At 59.5% G+C, this 17,976-nt stretch carries 15 protein-coding genes and 2 tRNA genes; 8 read left to right on the top strand and 9 right to left on the bottom strand.

The genetic code is table 11. The annotated features are described in order from the left end of the window. Positions 1–201 precede the first annotated feature (201 nt). Positions 202–1,200 (top strand): adenosine kinase, encoded by a 999-nt coding sequence (locus tag ACSYTG_RS12255; protein ID WP_095350184.1) that lies wholly within the window; start codon positions 202–204, stop codon positions 1,198–1,200. Between the two features lie 35 nt (positions 1,201–1,235). On the opposite strand, the gene rnd is transcribed toward ACSYTG_RS12255, so the two are convergent. Further along, positions 1,236–2,438: a ribonuclease D gene (rnd, locus tag ACSYTG_RS12260; protein ID WP_086645106.1), complete on the bottom strand. Its 1,203-nt coding sequence runs from the start codon at positions 2,436–2,438 to the stop codon at positions 1,236–1,238. A gap of 122 nt (positions 2,439–2,560) precedes the next feature. On the opposite strand from rnd, the gene queF reads away from it, so the two are divergent. After that, on the top strand, positions 2,561–3,031 hold the full coding sequence (gene queF, locus ACSYTG_RS12265) for a preQ(1) synthase (protein WP_086645105.1): 471 nt from the start codon (positions 2,561–2,563) through the stop codon (positions 3,029–3,031). A gap of 63 nt (positions 3,032–3,094) precedes the next feature. On the opposite strand, the gene atpC is transcribed toward queF, so the two are convergent. From atpC to ACSYTG_RS12295, 6 genes are all read right to left on the bottom strand, one after another. Further along, entirely contained in the window at positions 3,095–3,502 is a 408-nt protein-coding gene (gene atpC / locus ACSYTG_RS12270) for an ATP synthase F1 subunit epsilon (RefSeq protein ID WP_086645104.1), read from the bottom strand. Positions 3,503–3,530: 28 nt separating this feature from the next. Then, positions 3,531–5,003, bottom strand: a complete 1,473-nt coding sequence (gene atpD / locus ACSYTG_RS12275) for a F0F1 ATP synthase subunit beta (protein WP_086645103.1) — start codon at positions 5,001–5,003, stop codon at positions 3,531–3,533. 31 nt (positions 5,004–5,034) lie between these two features. Next, positions 5,035–5,922 (bottom strand): F0F1 ATP synthase subunit gamma, encoded by an 888-nt coding sequence (locus tag ACSYTG_RS12280; protein ID WP_086645102.1) that lies wholly within the window; start codon positions 5,920–5,922, stop codon positions 5,035–5,037. Between the two features lie 16 nt (positions 5,923–5,938). Beyond that, positions 5,939–7,474, bottom strand: a complete 1,536-nt coding sequence (gene atpA, locus ACSYTG_RS12285; protein ID WP_086645101.1) for a F0F1 ATP synthase subunit alpha — start codon at positions 7,472–7,474, stop codon at positions 5,939–5,941. Then, positions 7,474–8,091: an ATP synthase F1 subunit delta gene (atpH, locus tag ACSYTG_RS12290; RefSeq protein ID WP_179290170.1), complete on the bottom strand. Its 618-nt coding sequence runs from the start codon at positions 8,089–8,091 to the stop codon at positions 7,474–7,476. The genes atpA and atpH overlap by 1 nt, the downstream gene beginning before the upstream one ends. A gap of 311 nt (positions 8,092–8,402) precedes the next feature. Beyond that, a tRNA-Gly gene (locus ACSYTG_RS12295) sits at positions 8,403–8,476 on the bottom strand. Between the two features lie 225 nt (positions 8,477–8,701). Between ACSYTG_RS12295 and ACSYTG_RS12300 the strand changes: the two genes are divergently transcribed. The 4 genes from ACSYTG_RS12300 to ACSYTG_RS12315 all read left to right on the top strand — a co-directional run bounded on the left by ACSYTG_RS12300 (position 8,702) and on the right by ACSYTG_RS12315 (position 11,463). Further along, a tRNA-Trp gene (locus ACSYTG_RS12300) sits at positions 8,702–8,778 on the top strand. A 132-nt stretch (positions 8,779–8,910) separates the two neighbouring features. Next, positions 8,911–9,105, top strand: coding sequence for a preprotein translocase subunit SecE (secE, locus tag ACSYTG_RS12305; protein ID WP_059024606.1), 195 nt, complete (start codon positions 8,911–8,913; stop codon positions 9,103–9,105). Positions 9,106–9,114: 9 nt separating this feature from the next. Continuing rightward, positions 9,115–9,645, top strand: a complete 531-nt coding sequence (nusG, locus tag ACSYTG_RS12310; protein ID WP_086645100.1) for a transcription termination/antitermination protein NusG — start codon at positions 9,115–9,117, stop codon at positions 9,643–9,645. A gap of 189 nt (positions 9,646–9,834) precedes the next feature. Beyond that, positions 9,835–11,463 (top strand): NAD-dependent malic enzyme, encoded by a 1,629-nt coding sequence (locus tag ACSYTG_RS12315; RefSeq protein WP_489783382.1) that lies wholly within the window; start codon positions 9,835–9,837, stop codon positions 11,461–11,463. Between the two features lie 74 nt (positions 11,464–11,537). Here the strand turns inward: ACSYTG_RS12315 and ACSYTG_RS12320 are convergent, their stop codons facing one another. Further along, positions 11,538–13,499, bottom strand: a complete 1,962-nt coding sequence (locus ACSYTG_RS12320) for an alpha/beta hydrolase family protein (RefSeq protein ID WP_489783511.1) — start codon at positions 13,497–13,499, stop codon at positions 11,538–11,540. Between the two features lie 265 nt (positions 13,500–13,764). Between ACSYTG_RS12320 and ACSYTG_RS12325 the strand changes: the two genes are divergently transcribed. Both ACSYTG_RS12325 and ACSYTG_RS12330 read left to right on the top strand, forming a co-directional pair. Then, positions 13,765–14,349: a DedA family protein gene (locus ACSYTG_RS12325; RefSeq protein ID WP_086645156.1), complete on the top strand. Its 585-nt coding sequence runs from the start codon at positions 13,765–13,767 to the stop codon at positions 14,347–14,349. Further along, positions 14,346–15,296, top strand: coding sequence for an SDR family oxidoreductase (locus ACSYTG_RS12330; protein WP_489783383.1), 951 nt, complete (start codon positions 14,346–14,348; stop codon positions 15,294–15,296). Before ACSYTG_RS12325 ends, ACSYTG_RS12330 begins: the two co-directional genes overlap by 4 nt. Positions 15,297–15,308: 12 nt before the next feature. Here ACSYTG_RS12330 and ACSYTG_RS12335 read toward each other — a convergent pair whose 3' ends face one another. Next, positions 15,309–17,660 (bottom strand): helicase-related protein, encoded by a 2,352-nt coding sequence (locus tag ACSYTG_RS12335; RefSeq protein WP_489783384.1) that lies wholly within the window; start codon positions 17,658–17,660, stop codon positions 15,309–15,311. Between the last annotated feature and the right edge of the window lie 316 nt (positions 17,661–17,976).

Raw genomic sequence — 17,976 nt, forward strand, 5'->3', positions numbered from 1 at the left:
TTTCTGGCCGCCTGTATTCAGGCAGCAGTCCACGTTAACAAGCCGCTCCAACACCGGCCCGGCTTCGTTCAGAACATTTTCATGCACGGAGCCGTCCGGTAAGCAGCGCATGTTGCTTAAGCCTTACTGTTGCCCTTTTTGTGGCAGCGCGCTAGCCAAACAACCGCACAGATCATTTTTTCAGGAAAAAATTTTATCGCCATGACCGGTCAGGACACACAATACGACATTCTCGGTATTGGGAATGCCATTACCGATATTCTCGCCCGCACGGATGCCGCCTTCCTGCAAAGCCAGGGACTCACGCCCGGCAGCATGACGCTGATCGACGTGGACCGGGCCAACGCACTGGAAGCCGCTCTGGCTCCCGAACAGGTCATGGGTGGTGGTTCCGCAGCCAATACCTGCGTTGTTGCTGCACAGTTTGGCGCGCGCGTTGCCTACCTTGGCAAGGTCTCGCGCGATGATGCTGGGCTAAAGTTCACGCAGGACCTGCGCGATAACGGGGTGCAGTTTCCGTCCGCTCCGCTGAATACGCAGGTATTTGACAACCTGCCCACAGCCCGTTGCGTGGTCATGGTCACACCCGACGGGCAGCGTACCATGGCAACCTATCTGGGTGCCTGCACCTGCTTTACCCCCGAAGACGTACTGCCGGACATGATCGCCGCATCCAGCATTATCTATCTGGAAGGGTATCTGTTCGATCCCCCGCATGCGCAGGAGGCATTCCGCCGGGCCGCGGCTCTAGCCCACAAGAACGGCCGCCAGGTTGCGCTTTCCCTCTCCGACCCGTTCTGCGTTGGTCGCCACCGTGCTGCGTTCCTTGATCTGGTCAAGAACCACGTCGATATCCTGTTCGCCAATGAAGACGAAATCTGTGCATTGTACGAAACAGAAAACTTTGACACAGCTGCCCGCCGCACCGCGCAGGACACAACCTTTGCAGCCCTGACGCGCTCAGGCCTTGGCAGCGTGATTGTGCATGATGGCCAACTGACCACCGTAGCCCCGGTTCCAACACAGGTTGTGGATACAACAGGTGCGGGCGATGCCTATGCCGCAGGCTTTCTGGCAGGGCTGACATCCGGCCGCAGCCTGCCTGAATGTGGGCGTCTTGCCTCTGTTGCTGCGTCGGAAATCATCTCGCACTACGGTGCGCGTCCGCTTTCCAACCTGTGGGAAGAAATGGGCTTTTAAAGCAGGCTCCCGTCCGGCGGGCGCGCGTCACTCCGTCAGGAGGCCGCGTTTTCGCCGGGCACGCTGATCACCCGCCCACCCTTGACCTGAAGCGCCACGCGCCCTTCACACAAAGCCTGCGCCACATCCCCAAATACTCTGCCCCGCCAGCCCGACAGCAAGGTGGGAGCCTGTGCCGGGTCCAGCGCCAGAGCCTCCAGTTCATCCATGGAAGCAACCAGGCGTGGCGCCACATCGTGCTCCTCGCAACAGGCGGTCAGCAGCACCTTGAGCAGAGCCACCAGAGATGCAGGTGCTCTTGCGTTATCCTTACCCTTGCCCCGTGCAGGACGCGGCAGTTCCGACTCCGGCAAAGCCTGTGCCTGCTTGACCGCTTCCAGCAGCGCCATGCCGGTGCGGCCTTCGGCCAGCCCACGGGATACGCCACGCACACGGGCAAGCGCATCCACCGTACCCGGTGTTGTGGCTGCTATTTCCAGCAGGCTTTCATCCTTGAGCAAACGCTGGCGCGGCACATTCACGCGTTGGGCCTCACGCTCGCGCAGGGCGGCAACTGCACGCAGCACACCCAGCATACGGCGGTTGCCCGTACGGGCCTTAAGCCGTTCCCACTGTTTTTCCGGATCAGGGCGGAATGTAGCCGGGTCTTCCAGCTCTGCCATTTCAGCAGCTACCCAGCTCAACCGCTTGTCCTGCTCCAGCTTGCGCACCAGCTTTTCGTAAACCAGCCGCAGCCATGTCACATCGCCTGCAGCATAATTCAGCTGGGCTTCGGAGAGCGGACGGGCTGACCAGTCCGTAAAGCGGTGGCTTTTATCAATCATATGGCCAGTCAGGGAGCCAACCAGACTGTCATACCCAACCTGATCCCCAAAGCCCGCCACCATGCCCGCAACCTGCGTATCAAACACAGGTGTCGGCAGGGCATCGAACTCATGTAGAAAAATTTCCAGATCCTGCCGCGCTGCATGAAACACTTTCAGCACCGAGGCATCAGCCATCAGTTCTGCCAGAGGGGTCAGGTCAATCCCTTCCGCCTGTGCGTCAATCAGCACAACAGCATGTGCACTACCCACCTGCACCAGACACAACTCCGGCCAGTACGTGCGCTCACGCATGAACTCCGTATCAACCGTTACAAAACGTTCGGCATGAAACGGTTTAAGAGCTTCCGCCAGGTCCTGGGTAGAGGACACAAGCTGGGGCTGGGGAAAGACGGGAGTGGGTAATTTGGCCATGTTTCTTCCATACACCAGCCAACCAGAAAGAGACAGCCAGAACCCATATACCCCATACGAAACTTGACGAACGCACCGACAAGCCGGACACCCAAGAAAACCATAGCTGCATGGAGAAAATGATGAACACGGCAGATGATGGACGCCACGCGCTTACCCAGCTTGGCCGCCAGATTGCTCCCCCCAACAGCCCGGAAGAGGCCGTGCTGGAGCGTGTGCCAGCCCCCAACCCGGACAAACGCTATATGGTGCGCTTTACCGCGCCGGAATTTACGTCCCTGTGCCCTATTACCGGCCAGCCGGATTTTGCCCATATTGTGCTAGATTATGTACCGGACCAGTGGATTGTGGAGAGCAAATCCCTCAAGCTGTTCCTGACCAGTTTTCGCAATCACGGCGCGTTTCACGAAGCCTGCTCCGTGCAGATCGCAAGCACTCTGGTTGACCTGCTCAACCCGGTCTGGCTGCGCATTGGTGCCTACTGGTACCCGCGCGGTGGTATTCCCATTGATGTTTTCTGGCAGACAGGGGATGCCCCCGCAGGGGTATGGATTCCCGCGCAGGATGTCCCATCCTACAGAGGGCGCGGCTGAATCCGGACACAAAAAAAGCCACCTGAACGGTGGCTTTTTTTAAAATCTGGCTGAACACAAATTTTAGCTGGCGCTGCCTGCTTCAATTTCTGCCCGTACTGCCTGAATCTGATCCTGCAACACGACAAGGCGGGACGTATCCGTCTTGTCTGCCTTGTCCCATGCTTCAGATAGGGCCTCCAGCTGTGCTGTGGCCATATCAATGGAAATGTCGCTTACCGGCACAGCCTTGTCGGCCAGCACGGTGCATCGTGCAGGGGTAATGTCGGCAAAACCCCCCCCCACAAAATAGCGATCGGTCACCTTGTCCCCTTCGTAAAGGGCAACAACGCCACCACGCAGAAGAAGCATCATGGGCGAATGTTCCGGCATGGCGGCAATATCACCCTCCATGCCCGGAAGAACGGCCATATCTACCTCACGCGACACCAGAACCTTTTCAGGGCTGATTATCTCAATCTGGATTGGCATGAATGGTGCTCCCTCCAGAAGCCGGCTGTTAGGCCGACTCCCTCAGTTTTTCTGCCTTGGCAACAGCTTCTTCGATCGTCCCGACCATGTAGAAAGCCGCTTCTGGCAGATCGTCATATTCACCAGCACAGATCGCCTTGAAGGAACGAACCGTATCGGTCACGGATACCAGCTTGCCGGGGGCACCGGTAAACACTTCCGCCACATGGAACGGCTGGGACAGGAAGCGCTGGATACGGCGAGCGCGGGCCACAACCAGCTTATCGTCTTCAGACAGTTCATCCATACCCAGAATAGCAATGATATCCTGCAAGGACTTGTAGGTCTGGAGAATACGCTGCACTTCGCCAGCCACTGCGTAATGTTCTTCACCCACAATCTGCGGGTCCAGAGCGCGGGACGTGGAGTCCAGCGGGTCCACAGCCGGGTAAATCCCCATTTCCGCGATGGAACGGTTCAGAACGGTGGTGGCATCCAAGTGGGCAAAGGTTGCTGCCGGAGCCGGGTCGGTCAAGTCATCGGCAGGGACATAGACGGCCTGAACGGACGTAATGGAGCCTTTTTTGGTGGACGTAATACGTTCCTGCAGAGCGCCCATTTCCGTTGCCAGTGTCGGCTGGTAGCCCACGGCAGAAGGAATACGGCCCAGCAGTGCGGACACTTCCGAACCAGCCTGCGTAAAGCGGAAGATGTTGTCCACGAAGAACAGCACGTCCTGGTTTTCTTCATCACGGAAGTATTCCGCCATGGTCAGACCGGTCAGGGCCACGCGGGCACGGGCACCCGGCGGTTCGTTCATCTGACCGAACACCAGCGCCACTTTGGAGCCTTCGGTCGAACCGTTTTCACCCAGCTTGATCACGCCTGCGTCCTGCATTTCAAAATACAGGTCGTTCCCTTCACGGGTACGTTCACCAACACCGGCAAATACGGACACACCACCGTGCGCCTTGGCGATGTTGTTGATCAGTTCCTGAATAATAACGGTCTTGCCAACACCTGCGCCGCCGAACAGGCCGATCTTGCCACCCTTGAGGTACGGGCAGAGCAGGTCAACAACCTTGATGCCGGTCATCAGGATTTCGGATGCAGCAGCCTGCTCGTCAAAAGCAGGGGCATCGCGGTGGATGGGGGCGCGACGTGCGGTCTGGACAGGGCCCTGTTCGTCAATCGGTTCACCGATCACGTTGAGGATACGGCCAAGGGTTTCCGGACCGACAGGCACGGAAATCTGTGCACCGGTGTCAACCACTTCCGTACCACGGACCAGACCATCGGTCGTGTCCATGGCGATGCAGCGCACTTCGTGTTCGCCGATTTCCTGGGCCACTTCGAGCACCAGAACCTGATCGCCCAGCTTGACATGCAGCGCGTTCAGAATTTTGGGCAGTTCACCTTCGAACTGCACGTCAACAACCGGCCCTTTAATGGTGGTAATGCGGCCAACAGCATTGGTCTTCGTGGCCGCAGGGGCCTGGGTCTGGGTTGTGGTATCCGACATGGGTCAGCTCCTGCGGGGCATACGATCGGGCTCAGACAGCCTGTGCGCCCGAAATGATTTCGATCAGTTCGTTAGTAATATTGGTCTGGCGGGTCCGGTTATAGACCTGCGTCAGACTATCGATGGTGCGGCCTGCATTGCGCGTCGCGTTATCCATGGCCGTCATACGGGCACCGTTTTCGCCCGCAACCGTTTCCAGCAGCGAAGCATAAATCTGGACCTGCAGATTACGCGGCAGCAGCATGGCCAGCAGCGTTGCTTCATCAGGTTCAAACTCATACTGGGCCACATCGTTGGAGGCTTCGAGCGTACCAGATGCCTCTTCCACGACCATGGGAACCAGTTGCTGGCATGTCGGCACCTGTGTCATCGCATTGCGAAACTTGTTGAACACAAGTGTGCAGACATCAATCTCGCCTGCTTCAAGCAGGGCATTGATCTTGTCACCCAGGTCACTGGCGACGGAAAAGGGAATTTCCTTCGCACTTGTCCCGATCACATGATCAACAATCAGGTCCGCATGGTCACGCGTGAAAAAGTTCAGCGCGCGACGACCAACCGGAAGCAGGCGCACCGTCTTGCCTTCAGACTGAAGGCGACGGATGGTCTGCACCGTAAGGCGATGTACGTTGGAGTTAAAGCCACCGCACAGGCCACGGTCACTGGTCATGGGCACAAGGAGATGCACCTTGTCCTGCCCGGTACCGGCCAGAAGAAGAGGCGCTCCGTCCTCCCCCTTGGTTGCACCGGCCAACTCACCCAGCATACGGCGCATAGCTGCCGCATAAGGACGAGCAGCTTCTGCGCTGGCTTGCGCCCGCCGCAGCTTGGCCGCTGCCACCATTTTCATGGCGCTCGTGATCTTCCGTGTCGATTTGATACTTCCGATCCGGGCGCGTAGTTCCTTAAGGGAAGCCATGAGTGCTTCTGCTCCCTCAGCCGGCGAAGTTGCGGTTGAAGGCGGTCAGATATTCGGTCAGCCGCGCTTCAAGGTCCTTGGAAATGGCCTTGTCCTTGCTCAGCGTGTCCAGAATGTCCTTCCCTGCGCTCCGCACATCGCTCAGCACTGCACGTTCCCAGGCCACAACCTTGCTGGCTGCAATGCCATCGAGGAAGCCACGGGTACCAGCAAACAGCAGAACAACCTGCTCTTCAACCGAAAGCGGCGAAGCCTGCGGCTGCTTCAGCAGTTCCACCAGACGGGCACCACGGGCAAGCATCTTCTGCGTTGCCGGGTCCAGATCGGATGCGAACTGGGAGAAGGCTGCCATTTCACGGTACTGGGCAAGCTCAAGCTTGATCTTGCCTGCGACCTGCTTCATGGCCTTGATCTGTGCCGCAGACCCAACGCGGGAGACGGAGCCACCCACGTTAACGGCAGGGCGGATACCCTTGTAGAACAGATCGGTCTCAAGGAAGATCTGGCCGTCCGTAATGGAGATCACGTTGGTCGGGATGTAAGCTGCAACGTCACCGGCCTGCGTTTCAATAACGGGCAGAGCCGTCAGAGAACCTGCGCCATTGGCATCGGACATTTTAGCAGCCCGTTCCAGCAGACGGGAATGCAGGTAGAACACGTCACCCGGATAAGCTTCACGGCCCGGCGGACGACGCAGCAGCAGGGACATCTGGCGATAAGCCACAGCCTGCTTGGTCAGATCGTCATAGCAGATCAGGGCGTGCATGCCGTTGTCGCGGAAGTATTCGCCCATAGCACACGCGGCGTAGGGGGCGAGATACTGCAGCGGAGCCGGGTCAGATGCGGTAGCGGCCACGACGATGGAGTACTTCATCGCGCCTTTTTCTTCCAGCAGGCGCACAAGCTGTGCAACTGTGGAGCGCTTCTGGCCAACAGCAACGTAAATGCAGTAGAGGGACTTCTTGTCGTCGCCCTGCTCATTCACGCCCTTCTGGGCCAGAATGGTGTCGGTCAGGATGGTGGTTTTACCGGTCTGACGGTCACCAATCACCAGTTCACGCTGGCCACGGCCAATCGGCACCAGAGCGTCAATCGCCTTGATCCCGGTCTGCATGGGTTCGCTCACGGACTGGCGCGGCATAATGCCGGGCGCCTTGACTTCCGCACGACGCAGTTCAACGTCAACCAGCGGGCCCTTGTCGTCGATCGGGTTACCCAGACCGTCTACAACGCGGCCCAGCAGGCCCTTACCAACCGGCACACTGACAACCATACCCGAACGGGTGACACTGTCCCCTTCACGGATATTGGTGTCATCACCGAAAATAACGATACCGACGTTGTCGCTTTCCAGGTTCAGGGCCATGCCCTTCTGGCCAGCGGACGGAAAGTCCACCAGTTCACCCGACATGACATTCTGCAGGCCAAATACGCGGGCAATACCATCCCCAACGGACAGGACTGTGCCGGTTTCGACCACATCAGATTCCTTGTCGAACGAGGCAATCTGCTGCTTGAGGATATCCGAAATCTCTGCGGGACGGATTTCCATCACGCGGCTCCCTTCATGGCGTAATGCAAACGAAACAGGCGGGTTTTGAGGCTGGCATCATACAGCTTTGCCCCGACGCGGACGACAAGACCGCCGAGCAGGGCGCTGTCAACACGCTCGCGAATATTGATGCGGGAATAACCGGCTTCGGCCAAACGAACCTGAAGCTGGGCCCGCTGTTCGGCCGTAAGCGGCACAGCACTGCTGACCTCGGCCACAACCTCGCCACGGCGGGCCACGGCCAGAGCATCCAGCGATGCAAGAATGCGACGCAGGACCGGTAGACGACGGTTATCAGCCACGACGCCCACAAAATTACGAAGAATCTGACCGAATCCCTGAGCCTCAAGCACAGCCAGAACGGCCTTGCGAGACACCAGGATATCCAGACGCCTGTCTTCCAGAACAGTGCGCAGGGGCGCACTCTCATCAATCAGGCGCGCAAGTGCGCCACCTTCATCAAGCACGGTGTCCAGCTGCTGCTGTTCGGCAGCCAGATCATAAAGCGCAATCGCGTAACGGCCTTCAAGACCGTTGGCCGCAAAAGCTACTGCTTGTGCTGTCGTTACGCCCGAGGCCACCACTCTTTGGTTCTTTCCTTCTGTGCGCGCCGGCATTCCACACTGACAACGATGCAACCCAGACCATCAGGCGATGAATCCAGATTTTGATGCACCTGTTGGCGCGGCCTCTAGCATGACCACAACAGGCACGCAACTAGCTGAACAACCCTATTTTATTCAACCCGCCGCTGGCAGCGCATTCTGGCAGACCAAAATACCAGACCAAAAGCCCTTAAACGCCGGAGCAGCGCACCCTATTAGGTGATAGACCCCCCCGCCCGGAACGGCCAACGGAAGCCAGACGCAATCCACTACGTTCACGAAACGGTGAGGTAACAGACATTCAGATTTTTTGGGAGGAACCTTGGAGCGGACAGAGGGAATCGAACCCTCCTCGGTAGCTTGGAAGGCTACTGCATTACCACTATGCTATGCCCGCACTCCGAAGTGTTGGTTTTTATAATCCATCCCCCACACGCGCCGCAAGCCCCCACCAGTTTTTTTACGCCCACGCTCCCCGCGCACGACAATAATCTGCAACAGGCACTTGACTTTAGAGCCACAACATATTTTGTTCCGCCTCCTGTGATGCCCGCAAGATTGTGGCTGGTCAGACGAACGGGTTTCCGTTATAGGTCTTTTCCAGCCGTGGCGGACACGCTGCAGGGGTGTAGCTCAATTGGCTAGAGTGCCGGTCTCCAAAACCGGAGGTTGTGGGTTCGAGACCCTCCACCCCTGCCAGATTTTCTCGTGGTGTACGGAAGGTTCCGCTTTTCACCTGTAAAATGCGGCTTTATCGTACAATCTGAGTGGTGTTGATTTAAGACTGCCCCCTTGGCAACCGAGCGGGGCGGAACAAGGAGAGTGTGCTTCGTGTCGTTCAGTCCCGGTAAGTTCCTGCATGATGTGCGTACCGAGGCGGAACGGGTCACATGGCCCACCCGCCGCGCAACATTTGTCACCACCGGCGCCGTATTGGCCATGGCAGGTATGGCATCCATCTTCTTCTTCGTCGTTGACCAGTTGATCGGTCTCGGCGTGCGTCAACTTTTCGGGCTGGGAGGCTGAGGAAACGGCATGGCCAAGCGTTGGTATGTGGTCCACGTCTATTCGGGCTTCGAAAAGAAAATCGCGCAGCACATCCGCGAAGATGCGGCCCAGAAGGGACTGAGCGACCATATTGACGAGATTCTTGTCCCGTCCGAGGAAGTGATTGAAGTCCGCCGTGGCCAGAAGGTGAACGCGGAACGCAAGTTCTTCCCCGGTTACGTGCTGATCAAGATGGAAATGACCGATGAGTCATGGCATCTGGTCAAGGACACCCCCAAGGTTACGGGTTTTCTGGGCACCAAAAACCGCCCGACACCCATTTCCGCGGCGGAAGCCGAACGGATTATCCGCCAGACAGAGGAAGGTGTGCAGCATCCCCGCTCCGCCGTTACCTTTGAAGTGGGCGAACAGATTCGTGTGGCTGATGGCCCCTTCACCTCCTTCAATGGTGTTATTGAAGAAGTGGATGAAGAAAAAGGCCGCCTGAAAGTCAGCGTTTCGATCTTTGGCCGTTCCACACCGGTGGATCTGGAGTTCAATCAGGTCGAAAAGCTGTAATTTTTCAGCCCATAGATACGATATTAAAAAAGGCGGCCTCCGGGCCGCCTTTTTTATTGCTGATTCGCACCGTCCATCTGCCTTGCAAACACAACAAACCCATTCCGGCGTTTGGAACACTCGGGCATGTTCCGGGTTGTACCCTTGTCTGTTAGCCTGACGTGGTTTTTGTTTTGCCAAGGAGTTACCATGCCTTCAGCCCTGACTCTTAGAGGAACAGCCCTTCTTAACAATGCCCTGCTGAACAAGGGCACGGCATTTACAGAAGCAGAGCGGCGGGAATACGGGCTGGAAGGACTCCTGCCCACACAGGTGGAAACACTGGACCGGCAGGTAGAGCGAATCCACAGGCACCTCGAAGCCAAACCCAGTAATCTGGAGCGCTACATCTATCTGAGCGGCCTGCGTGACCAGAACCAGACCCTGTTCTACCGGGTGCTCATGTCCAACCCTGCACAGTTTGTGCCCATTGTGTATGCGCCTACTCTGGCGGCTGTCTGCCAGCAGTTCAGCCACATCTACCGTCGCCCGCGCGGCATGTACATCAGTCTGGACATGCGCGGCCGAATCCGTGACGTGCTGCGCAACTGGCCTACGGATAACGTACGCTTCCTGTGCGTCACCACGGGGGGGCGAATTCTGGGGCTGGGCGATATTGGCGTGAACGGCATGGGCATTCCCATTGGCAAGCTTGACCTTTACACGGCCTGCGGGGCGGTCCCGCCGGAAGTGCTCCTGCCTGTGCAGCTCGATATTGGCACAACCAACAGCGCCCTGCGGGCAGACCCGCTCTACCTTGGCCTGCGCAGGGAACCCCCTCCGCTGGAAGAACTGGACGGGTTTGTGGAAGAATTTGTAAGCGCGGTTAAGGAGGTCTTCCCCAACTGCTGCCTGCATTTTGAGGACTGGAAGGGCACAGACGCCCTGCATTATCTCGACAAATACCGCAACACGGCTCTGTGTTATAATGATGACATTCAGGGCACTGCAGCCGTTACGCTGGCCGGCCTGATTACCGCGCTCAAAATCAAGAACGAAACACTGGCACAGCAGCGCTTTTTATTCCTCGGGGCAGGTTCCTCCGGGCTGGGTACCGCGGATATGCTGATTTCCGCTCTGAAGCAGGAAGGCATAAGTGAGCAGGAAGCTATTGAGCGCATAACGCTCATGGATGTGAATGGCCTGCTCGAGACCTCCCGCACGGACCTGAGCCCACAGCAAAAACGCTACGCCAAAGCCATGCCCCCCTCGCGTGATCTGCTGGCCACAATCAAAGCCTTCAAGCCCACCGTGCTCATTGGTGTTTCAACCTGTGGGGGAGCCTTTACGCAGGAGGTTGTGGAAACCATGAGCGCGCTGAACGAGCGCCCCATTATTTTCCCGCTCTCCCTGCCCCAGAAAAACGCGGAATGCACAGCCGAGCAGGCATATGAATGGTCACAGGGACAGGCACTTTTTGCCGCTGGTCTGCAGTTCCCCGAAGTGGAAATGAACGGACGGACCTTCTACCCCGGTCAGGCCAACAATTTTTACATCTTCCCGGCTCTGGGGCTGGCTGTGTACGCCACATGCCCCAAACACATTACGGATGACATGGTCATTGAAACTGCCCGCGCACTGGCGGATCAGGTAGATCCGGCATCACGCGAGCGGGGCCGCCTGTTCCCGCCCCAGAGTGATATTCTGGAGGTATCGGTTACGTCTGCTGCGCGTATTGCCGAATTTATTTTTGATCAGGGTGCCGCAACGGTAGAACGGCCCAAGGATATTCGGGCCTGGATTGAAAGCCTGACGTACAGCCCACGCTACGCGGACTGATTTTTTACAGACCACAAAAAAAAACGGAGCGATGTTTCTGCTCCGTTTTTTTCGATTCGACTGGGCGTATGCACTCAGGCGTCCAGCGGAGGAGCCGGATCAAACCCGAAAACCCTGCCGTAAAACGCCAGTTCCATGGTCCATGCCTGACGGATGGTTGCCTCCTGGCGGAAGCCATGCCCCTCGCCGGGGAATTCATGCAACGTACAGGGAGCACCAGCCGCACGCAGCGCCGCTGCCATGGCATGCGCCTGAGAGGGCGGAACAACCTTGTCCTCCGTCCCCTGCAACAGCAGCACCGGCGCCCTTATCCGGCTGGCGACAGAAAGGGGTGAGCGCGCCACATAAACAGACTCCGCTTCCGGCCACGGGCCAACCAGACCATCAAGGTAGCGCGCTTCAAACTTATGCGTTTCCTGTGCCAGTGCGCGCAGGTCAGTGACACCATACAGGCTGACACCCGCAGCAAACAGGTCGGATGCCGCCAGCGCCAGCAACACGGTCATTCCCCCCGCACTGGAGCCGCGAATAGCGATTCGCTCGGGGTCAACGCGGCCAGTGGCCACCATATGGCGGCAGGCGGCAATGCAGTCCGCCACATCCACAACACCCCACTGGCCTTGCAGCCGATTACGCCAGGACCGCCCAAAGCCTGTGGAACCACCGTAATTGACATCCAGCACGGCAAAACCGCGCGATGTCCACCACTGCACCTTAAAGGAAAAACCATCCTGCGCCCGGGCGGTTGGGCCACCATGCACCAGCACGATCATCGGGGGTTTTTCATCCTGCGGCACACAGGCACGGCTATTGGCAGGGGGGTAGAAAAAGGCATGCCCCTGCTGGCCATCAACCCCATCCACCGCAAAACGCACCGATTCGGGGCGGGAAATATCTGCCGCCTGCAAATCCAGCGTGGCAGAACGACGGAGTACCTGCTGCACACCGTGCTCGGCAGAGCCCACCACCACGGCGGGCAGGGCATCCACCGGTGCCTGCACCCATGCAAACCGCCCGTCTGCCAATGCAACAGGGCATTGGTCTGGCTGCCCTGCAAAGCTGTGAGTGTGGCCCTCAGCCGTGCGTACAAAACACTGGCCTTCGCCATCACGCACGCTCAGGGCCATGCATCCGCCATTGGCCAACGGCTGGTAGCTGCTTTGGCCAAACACCCATGCGGGCTGGCCAATCTCCCCCTCTGGCATGGCATACGCCACCAGATGCGGGGCGGGCTGATGCACGACCTCCCATACCCGCCAGAGTTCGCAACGGTCAGAAATCACAAGCAGGCGGCCATCTACCGTCCAGCGCGGCTCCACCAGCGACTCGCCGCCAGCCCCTCCGGCCAGAACCTGCACACCCTCAAGTGCCGCAATGGTGCCATCTGCCCCGCGCACCACACGCCCCATGCACAGGCGCGTGGAGTCCCACGGCATGTTCGGGTGGTCCCACTCAATCCACGCCAGCAACGTGCCATCGGGCGAGAAGGTGGGGGACATGTAAAAATCCGCACCATGTTGCAACACCAGCCCCTCTGGGCCAGCCCCCCCACCAAGAGCGACCAGTGTGCTCTGGGGCTCACCAGCCGCACAGTGGTCCTCACGCACGGCCACAACCGAAAGGCTGGCGGGGTCAAACCGCAGGTCGGCAAAGCGCACGCCTTCCGCCCCGGCCAGAAAGGTGGAGGCTCCACCTCCCTGCCCAAGCAGCCAGACCTGCGCCGTGCGCCTGTCCGCATAGACAATACCGTGGGGGGAGACGGCATAAGCGCCTCCGCCATATTCATGCACACGGGTCCCGACATCGGCCTGCGCAGGCAGCACCTCGGCCACGCCATCGGGCTCCGCCCAGCGCATCAGAACTGTCCGCCCCCCTTCTGCCGGGCGGCGCTCCAGCCAGAACACGGCCTGCCCTGTGCTGCGTACCTCTGAAAAGGTCAGGCTTTTACCGGCCACCAGAGTAGCCGTTACGGGGGAGGGCCAACTACCACAGCGCATGGGCTGGGGCATTTGAGCATGAGCGCTGTTCTGTTCCATCATTCACCCAGTTTATCATGCAAAACGCCCTGAACGGAAAGGCATGTGCCGCTTTGCATTCCATGCTAGGCAGGGCATACGGACCTGCTGTTTTTTCCTGTGGGCTTGACATGACGGGAGCGACTCTGCTCCTCCCCACTCCTGACGATGTTCTCTCTGAATTGGATTGTCTGTCCTGTTACACGCTCTGGAATCCATCTTTTCGCTTGATTACCTGACAACCCTGTTCACCCGGTACGGTTATGGGGTGGTTGGAGTGGTTGTTATGCTGGAAAGCATGGGCCTGCCCCTTCCTGCGGAAAGTCTGCTGATTACCGGGGCCATTTTTTGCGCGACCACCCACAAGCTCCAGATCGAAGGCATTATTGTTGCCGGGGTAACCGGGGCGATCATGGGGGACAATCTGGGCTACCTGCTTGGCCACCGGCTGGGCCTTGGGCTTTTGCGCAAGCACGGCCCGCGCTTTGGCTTAACCCCTGAGCGCCTGCTGTTGGGGCGTTATGTTTTTCTCAAGCATGGTGGGCCGGTTATCTTTTTTGGTCGCTTTGTGGCCATCCTGCGGATGTTTGTTGCCATACTGGCCGGAGCGAACCGTATGCCCTGGCATACGTTCCTGTTCTATAACGCGCTTGGCGGCGTGTTCTGGGCTGGAGGATACACAACATGCGCCTACCTGCTGGGAAGCGAGATTGCCAAGCTCTCCGGCTGGCTGGCCGTAGGCTTCGGGGCCGCGACTCTGGTGGTTATTGGCGTGCTGTTCGTGTTCATCAAGCACAATGAAAAACGTCTGACGGAGGAAGCCATGAAAGCAGCAGAACAGGATGAGCAGCTCAAAGCCCCCCTGCCATGATGGGCCGCAGTCCCTGGCGGGTTAACAGCACACAACCGGACCTCCATGGGCGCGTAGCCCTTGTAACCGGCGCAAACAGCGGTCTGGGGTTTGAGGCCGCACTCGGCCTTGCCCACCGTGGTGCAAAACTTATTCTACCAGTCCGCAACCCTGAAAAAGGGCAGAATGCCCTGGACCGCCTGCGCGCGGACTGCCCCCGGGCGGATGTGACCCTGCTCCCGCTTAATCTGGCCTCCCTCCGCTCCGTAGCGGAATGTGCGCGGGCTGTTGGCGCGCTGACAGACCGGATTGATATTCAGATCAATAATGCCGGGGTCATGGCCCCGACGCGGCGCATGGAAACCGAGGATGGATTCGAACTCCAGTTCGGTGTGAACCATCTGGGCCATTTTGCCTTGAGCGCGCATCTGCGCCCCCTGCTGGAAGCGGCAGAAGGGGGCGGCGTGCTTGTAACCGTAGCCAGCCTTGCGGCGGGTAAAAACACCATCCATTTCAACGACCTGCAATTCCGCCACAGGTATAGCCCGTTCGGGGCGTACCAGCAGAGCAAGCTGGCCAACCTGCTTTTTGCGCAGGAACTGGCCCGCAAAGCGGGGGAACGGGGCTGGAACATCCACTCCCGCGCAGCACATCCGGGATGGGCGGCTACCTCCATTGTGGCTAACGGGCAGGCATCCACCCTACCCAAGCCGCTAGGGCTGATCGAACAGACCCTTGGCACGGCTATCCTGCGCGTTATGGGCCAGTCCGCCGCCAAAGGGGCCGAACCCCTGCTTTATGCAGCCCTTGCCCCCCAGGCGCGGGATGGAGATTACTATGGCCCGCAGGGAACGGGCGAACGCCGTGGCCCACCCGGCCCGGCCATTGTGCCCCTCACAGCCCGCAAGGCCAGTCTGGCCGCCCGTCTGTGGGATGTTTCGGAACGGCTGACCAACACGGCCTGGTAAAAACCAGGCCGCTTACCCGTGCGTGGAACGGCGCGCACGGCTCTGCTGGCGCAGAACGCGCTCGATCCAGTCATTCAGCTTACGGGTGGTATCCTCCGCCTCTTCCCGGTCCGGGTAGATGGTGGGGAAGCGCAGCGCCAGCCAGCGCCATGCCACCAGCCGCTTATGCCGTTTTTCGGCCCGCTCCAGTTCCTCACGCCCGGCGCGTTCGGCAGCAGGCAGCGGGCCTGTGCCCGGTGGCAGCACACGGCGGCCAGCGGCATGGTCCGCCGCCCAGCCAACCAGACGCCTGATCCCGTTATCGCGGTCATCCACCGGGCACATGGCGTAGGACCAGCGGGTGGTCAGGTCCAGCCCTTCCACCCCTTCCAGCGCCGAGGCAATGGCAAAGGCCTGCTCCATATCCGACAGGCGGTAATTGGGATCATCCTTGCGCAGAACCGCCCTGTGAATGCGTGAGAGCACGCCATACAGGCTTTGCGAGCCTATTTCGGACGCAACAGCTTTGACAATGTCCGCATCGGGCTGCACGTAGGGGCGCAGGTCATCCGGCAATTCGGCATCGGCATCCAGCTGGCGGCGCACAAAGCTCGGGCTGCCTGCACCAGCCAGCACGGCCACAACACCTGTCTCGTGCTTGCCAAAACGGCCCGCACGCCCGCCAATCTGCTTGACCTCCTGCACGGTCAGGTCGCGTGTCTGCCGGCCATCGTATTTTTTGAGCGCAGCAAACACCACCCGTTTGATGGACAGGTTAAGCCCCATGCCAATGGCATCTGTTGCCACCAGAATATCAGCCTGACCGTTGTTAAAGCGCTGCGCCTCCGCCCGGCGTACTTCCGGGCTGAGTGCGCCATACACCACAGCCACACGCTTGCCGTGCTGCATAAGGGCTGCACGCAGGTCCAGCACCTCCCTGCGGGAAAACGCAATCAGCGCATCCCCCGCCCCAAGGTCGGCCAGACGCACAGGCTGGCTGGCGGCCTTGAGCGGGCTTTTACGCTCGAGCGAGATTTCATCCAGCGGGTCACCACATAGTTCGGCAATCCGGCGGACCATGGGAATACAGTCCGGCGCACCCAGCACATAGAGGTGCCGCGCTGGTGCCCCCATAATGGCGGCTGTCCATGCGGCACCACGGTCCGTATCAAACAGCATCTGGGCTTCATCAATGACAGCCACATCAACCGGGCTGTAAAAAGGGCACATTTCCACCGTTGCAGCCAGATGCCGGCTTCCGGGGACTTCAATCCGCTCCTCCCCGGTGGACAGGGAGGCCTCAACCCCACGCGCGGCCAGCGCTTCACGGAACTCATGCGCCAGCAGACGCAGGGGAGCGAGGGCCAGCCCGCTCTCCGCCTGTGCCAGCGCATTAAGGGCTGTGTAGGACTTGCCACTGTTGGTTGGCCCTGTGACCAGCGTAATCTGGCGGTTGAGGGCACGCGCAGTGCGGAAATGGGCCGCGTATTTGTCCAGCGCCGCCACACGGGCGATCACGGCATTGGCGACCTTGCGCCCCATATCCGGCGCATGTTTGCCCTTGCCCGGACCTGTTGCGGGGCCACGTTCCTCCTTGCGCCACTCGGACAGGTTGCCCCGCAGGGCCACAAGTGCTGCGGGGTCAAACTCCCACCGCTCCCGCCCACCGGGTTCCTGCACCTTACGCGCAACGGGTAGCCGATTCTCGGCAATCCAGCGCAGGGCCTCACGGTGGGAGCAATGGAGGAGTCGCGGCACCTCATTGAACGGCACAAGGCTGCTTTCCCATGCCTTAAGGTGCTCTTCCTCCTGTGCGCGTTTGTTCTGGGCGGTCTGTTCTATCCGGCTGGCGGCCCGCTGGCGCTGTGCCTCTTCCTTGCGCGCGGTCTCCAGAAAGGGGTCGCCTTCGGGCAGGTCAAAGGCAATGGCCACGGCCATAAGCAACAGGTCGGTCTGGGCGGGGGATGGCACGCGCCCAATATCCACCAGATCCGCCTGAATGGCGGCAAACGCCGCATGGGGCGATGCCCCATACCCACGCAGGCGCGCCAGACTGACCGGGGCCAGAGCGTGCTCAAGCGCCTGATCATCCGCCGCCGGGTCGGTAATCCCGCCGACGGCCTCTTCTATTTCCTCCCGCGTAATCCAGATTCGGCCACTGCGGCGCGTACGGTCCAGCAGGCGGGAAATCCATTTTTTACGCCGCACCTGGCACAGCGCAGCCCGATAGATCTCAACCGGGACTTCGCGCGCTCCGGGTTCAAGTGCCCGGGCAATGCGGCGCAGAACCTCTGTTTCTTCCTTAGGTTCGGGCTGGAGGCCCGTATGGGCCACGGCACGGGCAAGCGCTTCACGCGCGGGGGAGGCGGGGCTATCTGACGTCATGCCCTACTCTTGCGTCATCCCGGGCGGCGGAACAATGGGCCTTGCCCAATACTTCATGGAAAAATCAAACATTGCGCCCCGGCAATGGGGGGAACGGCGCAATATACGCTTGATATGGCAGCCGCCTTGTGCCCATTGTGCCCGCCACTGGCGGTTTGTGGCTTCCAAGCGAGGCTGTTCCTGCCCTGCTGTGTGAAGCAGGAACACGTCTTGTGACGAATTTGCACTGGCGTCCCACGCGCCTGCCCCTTAAAAACGCCGCCAAAGCACCAGGGTTGCCTTTTGCCTGTTGAAGCACTGCCCCCTTTGGGCAAAA

The organism is Acetobacter sp. ESL1128 (genome assembly GCF_058505085.1).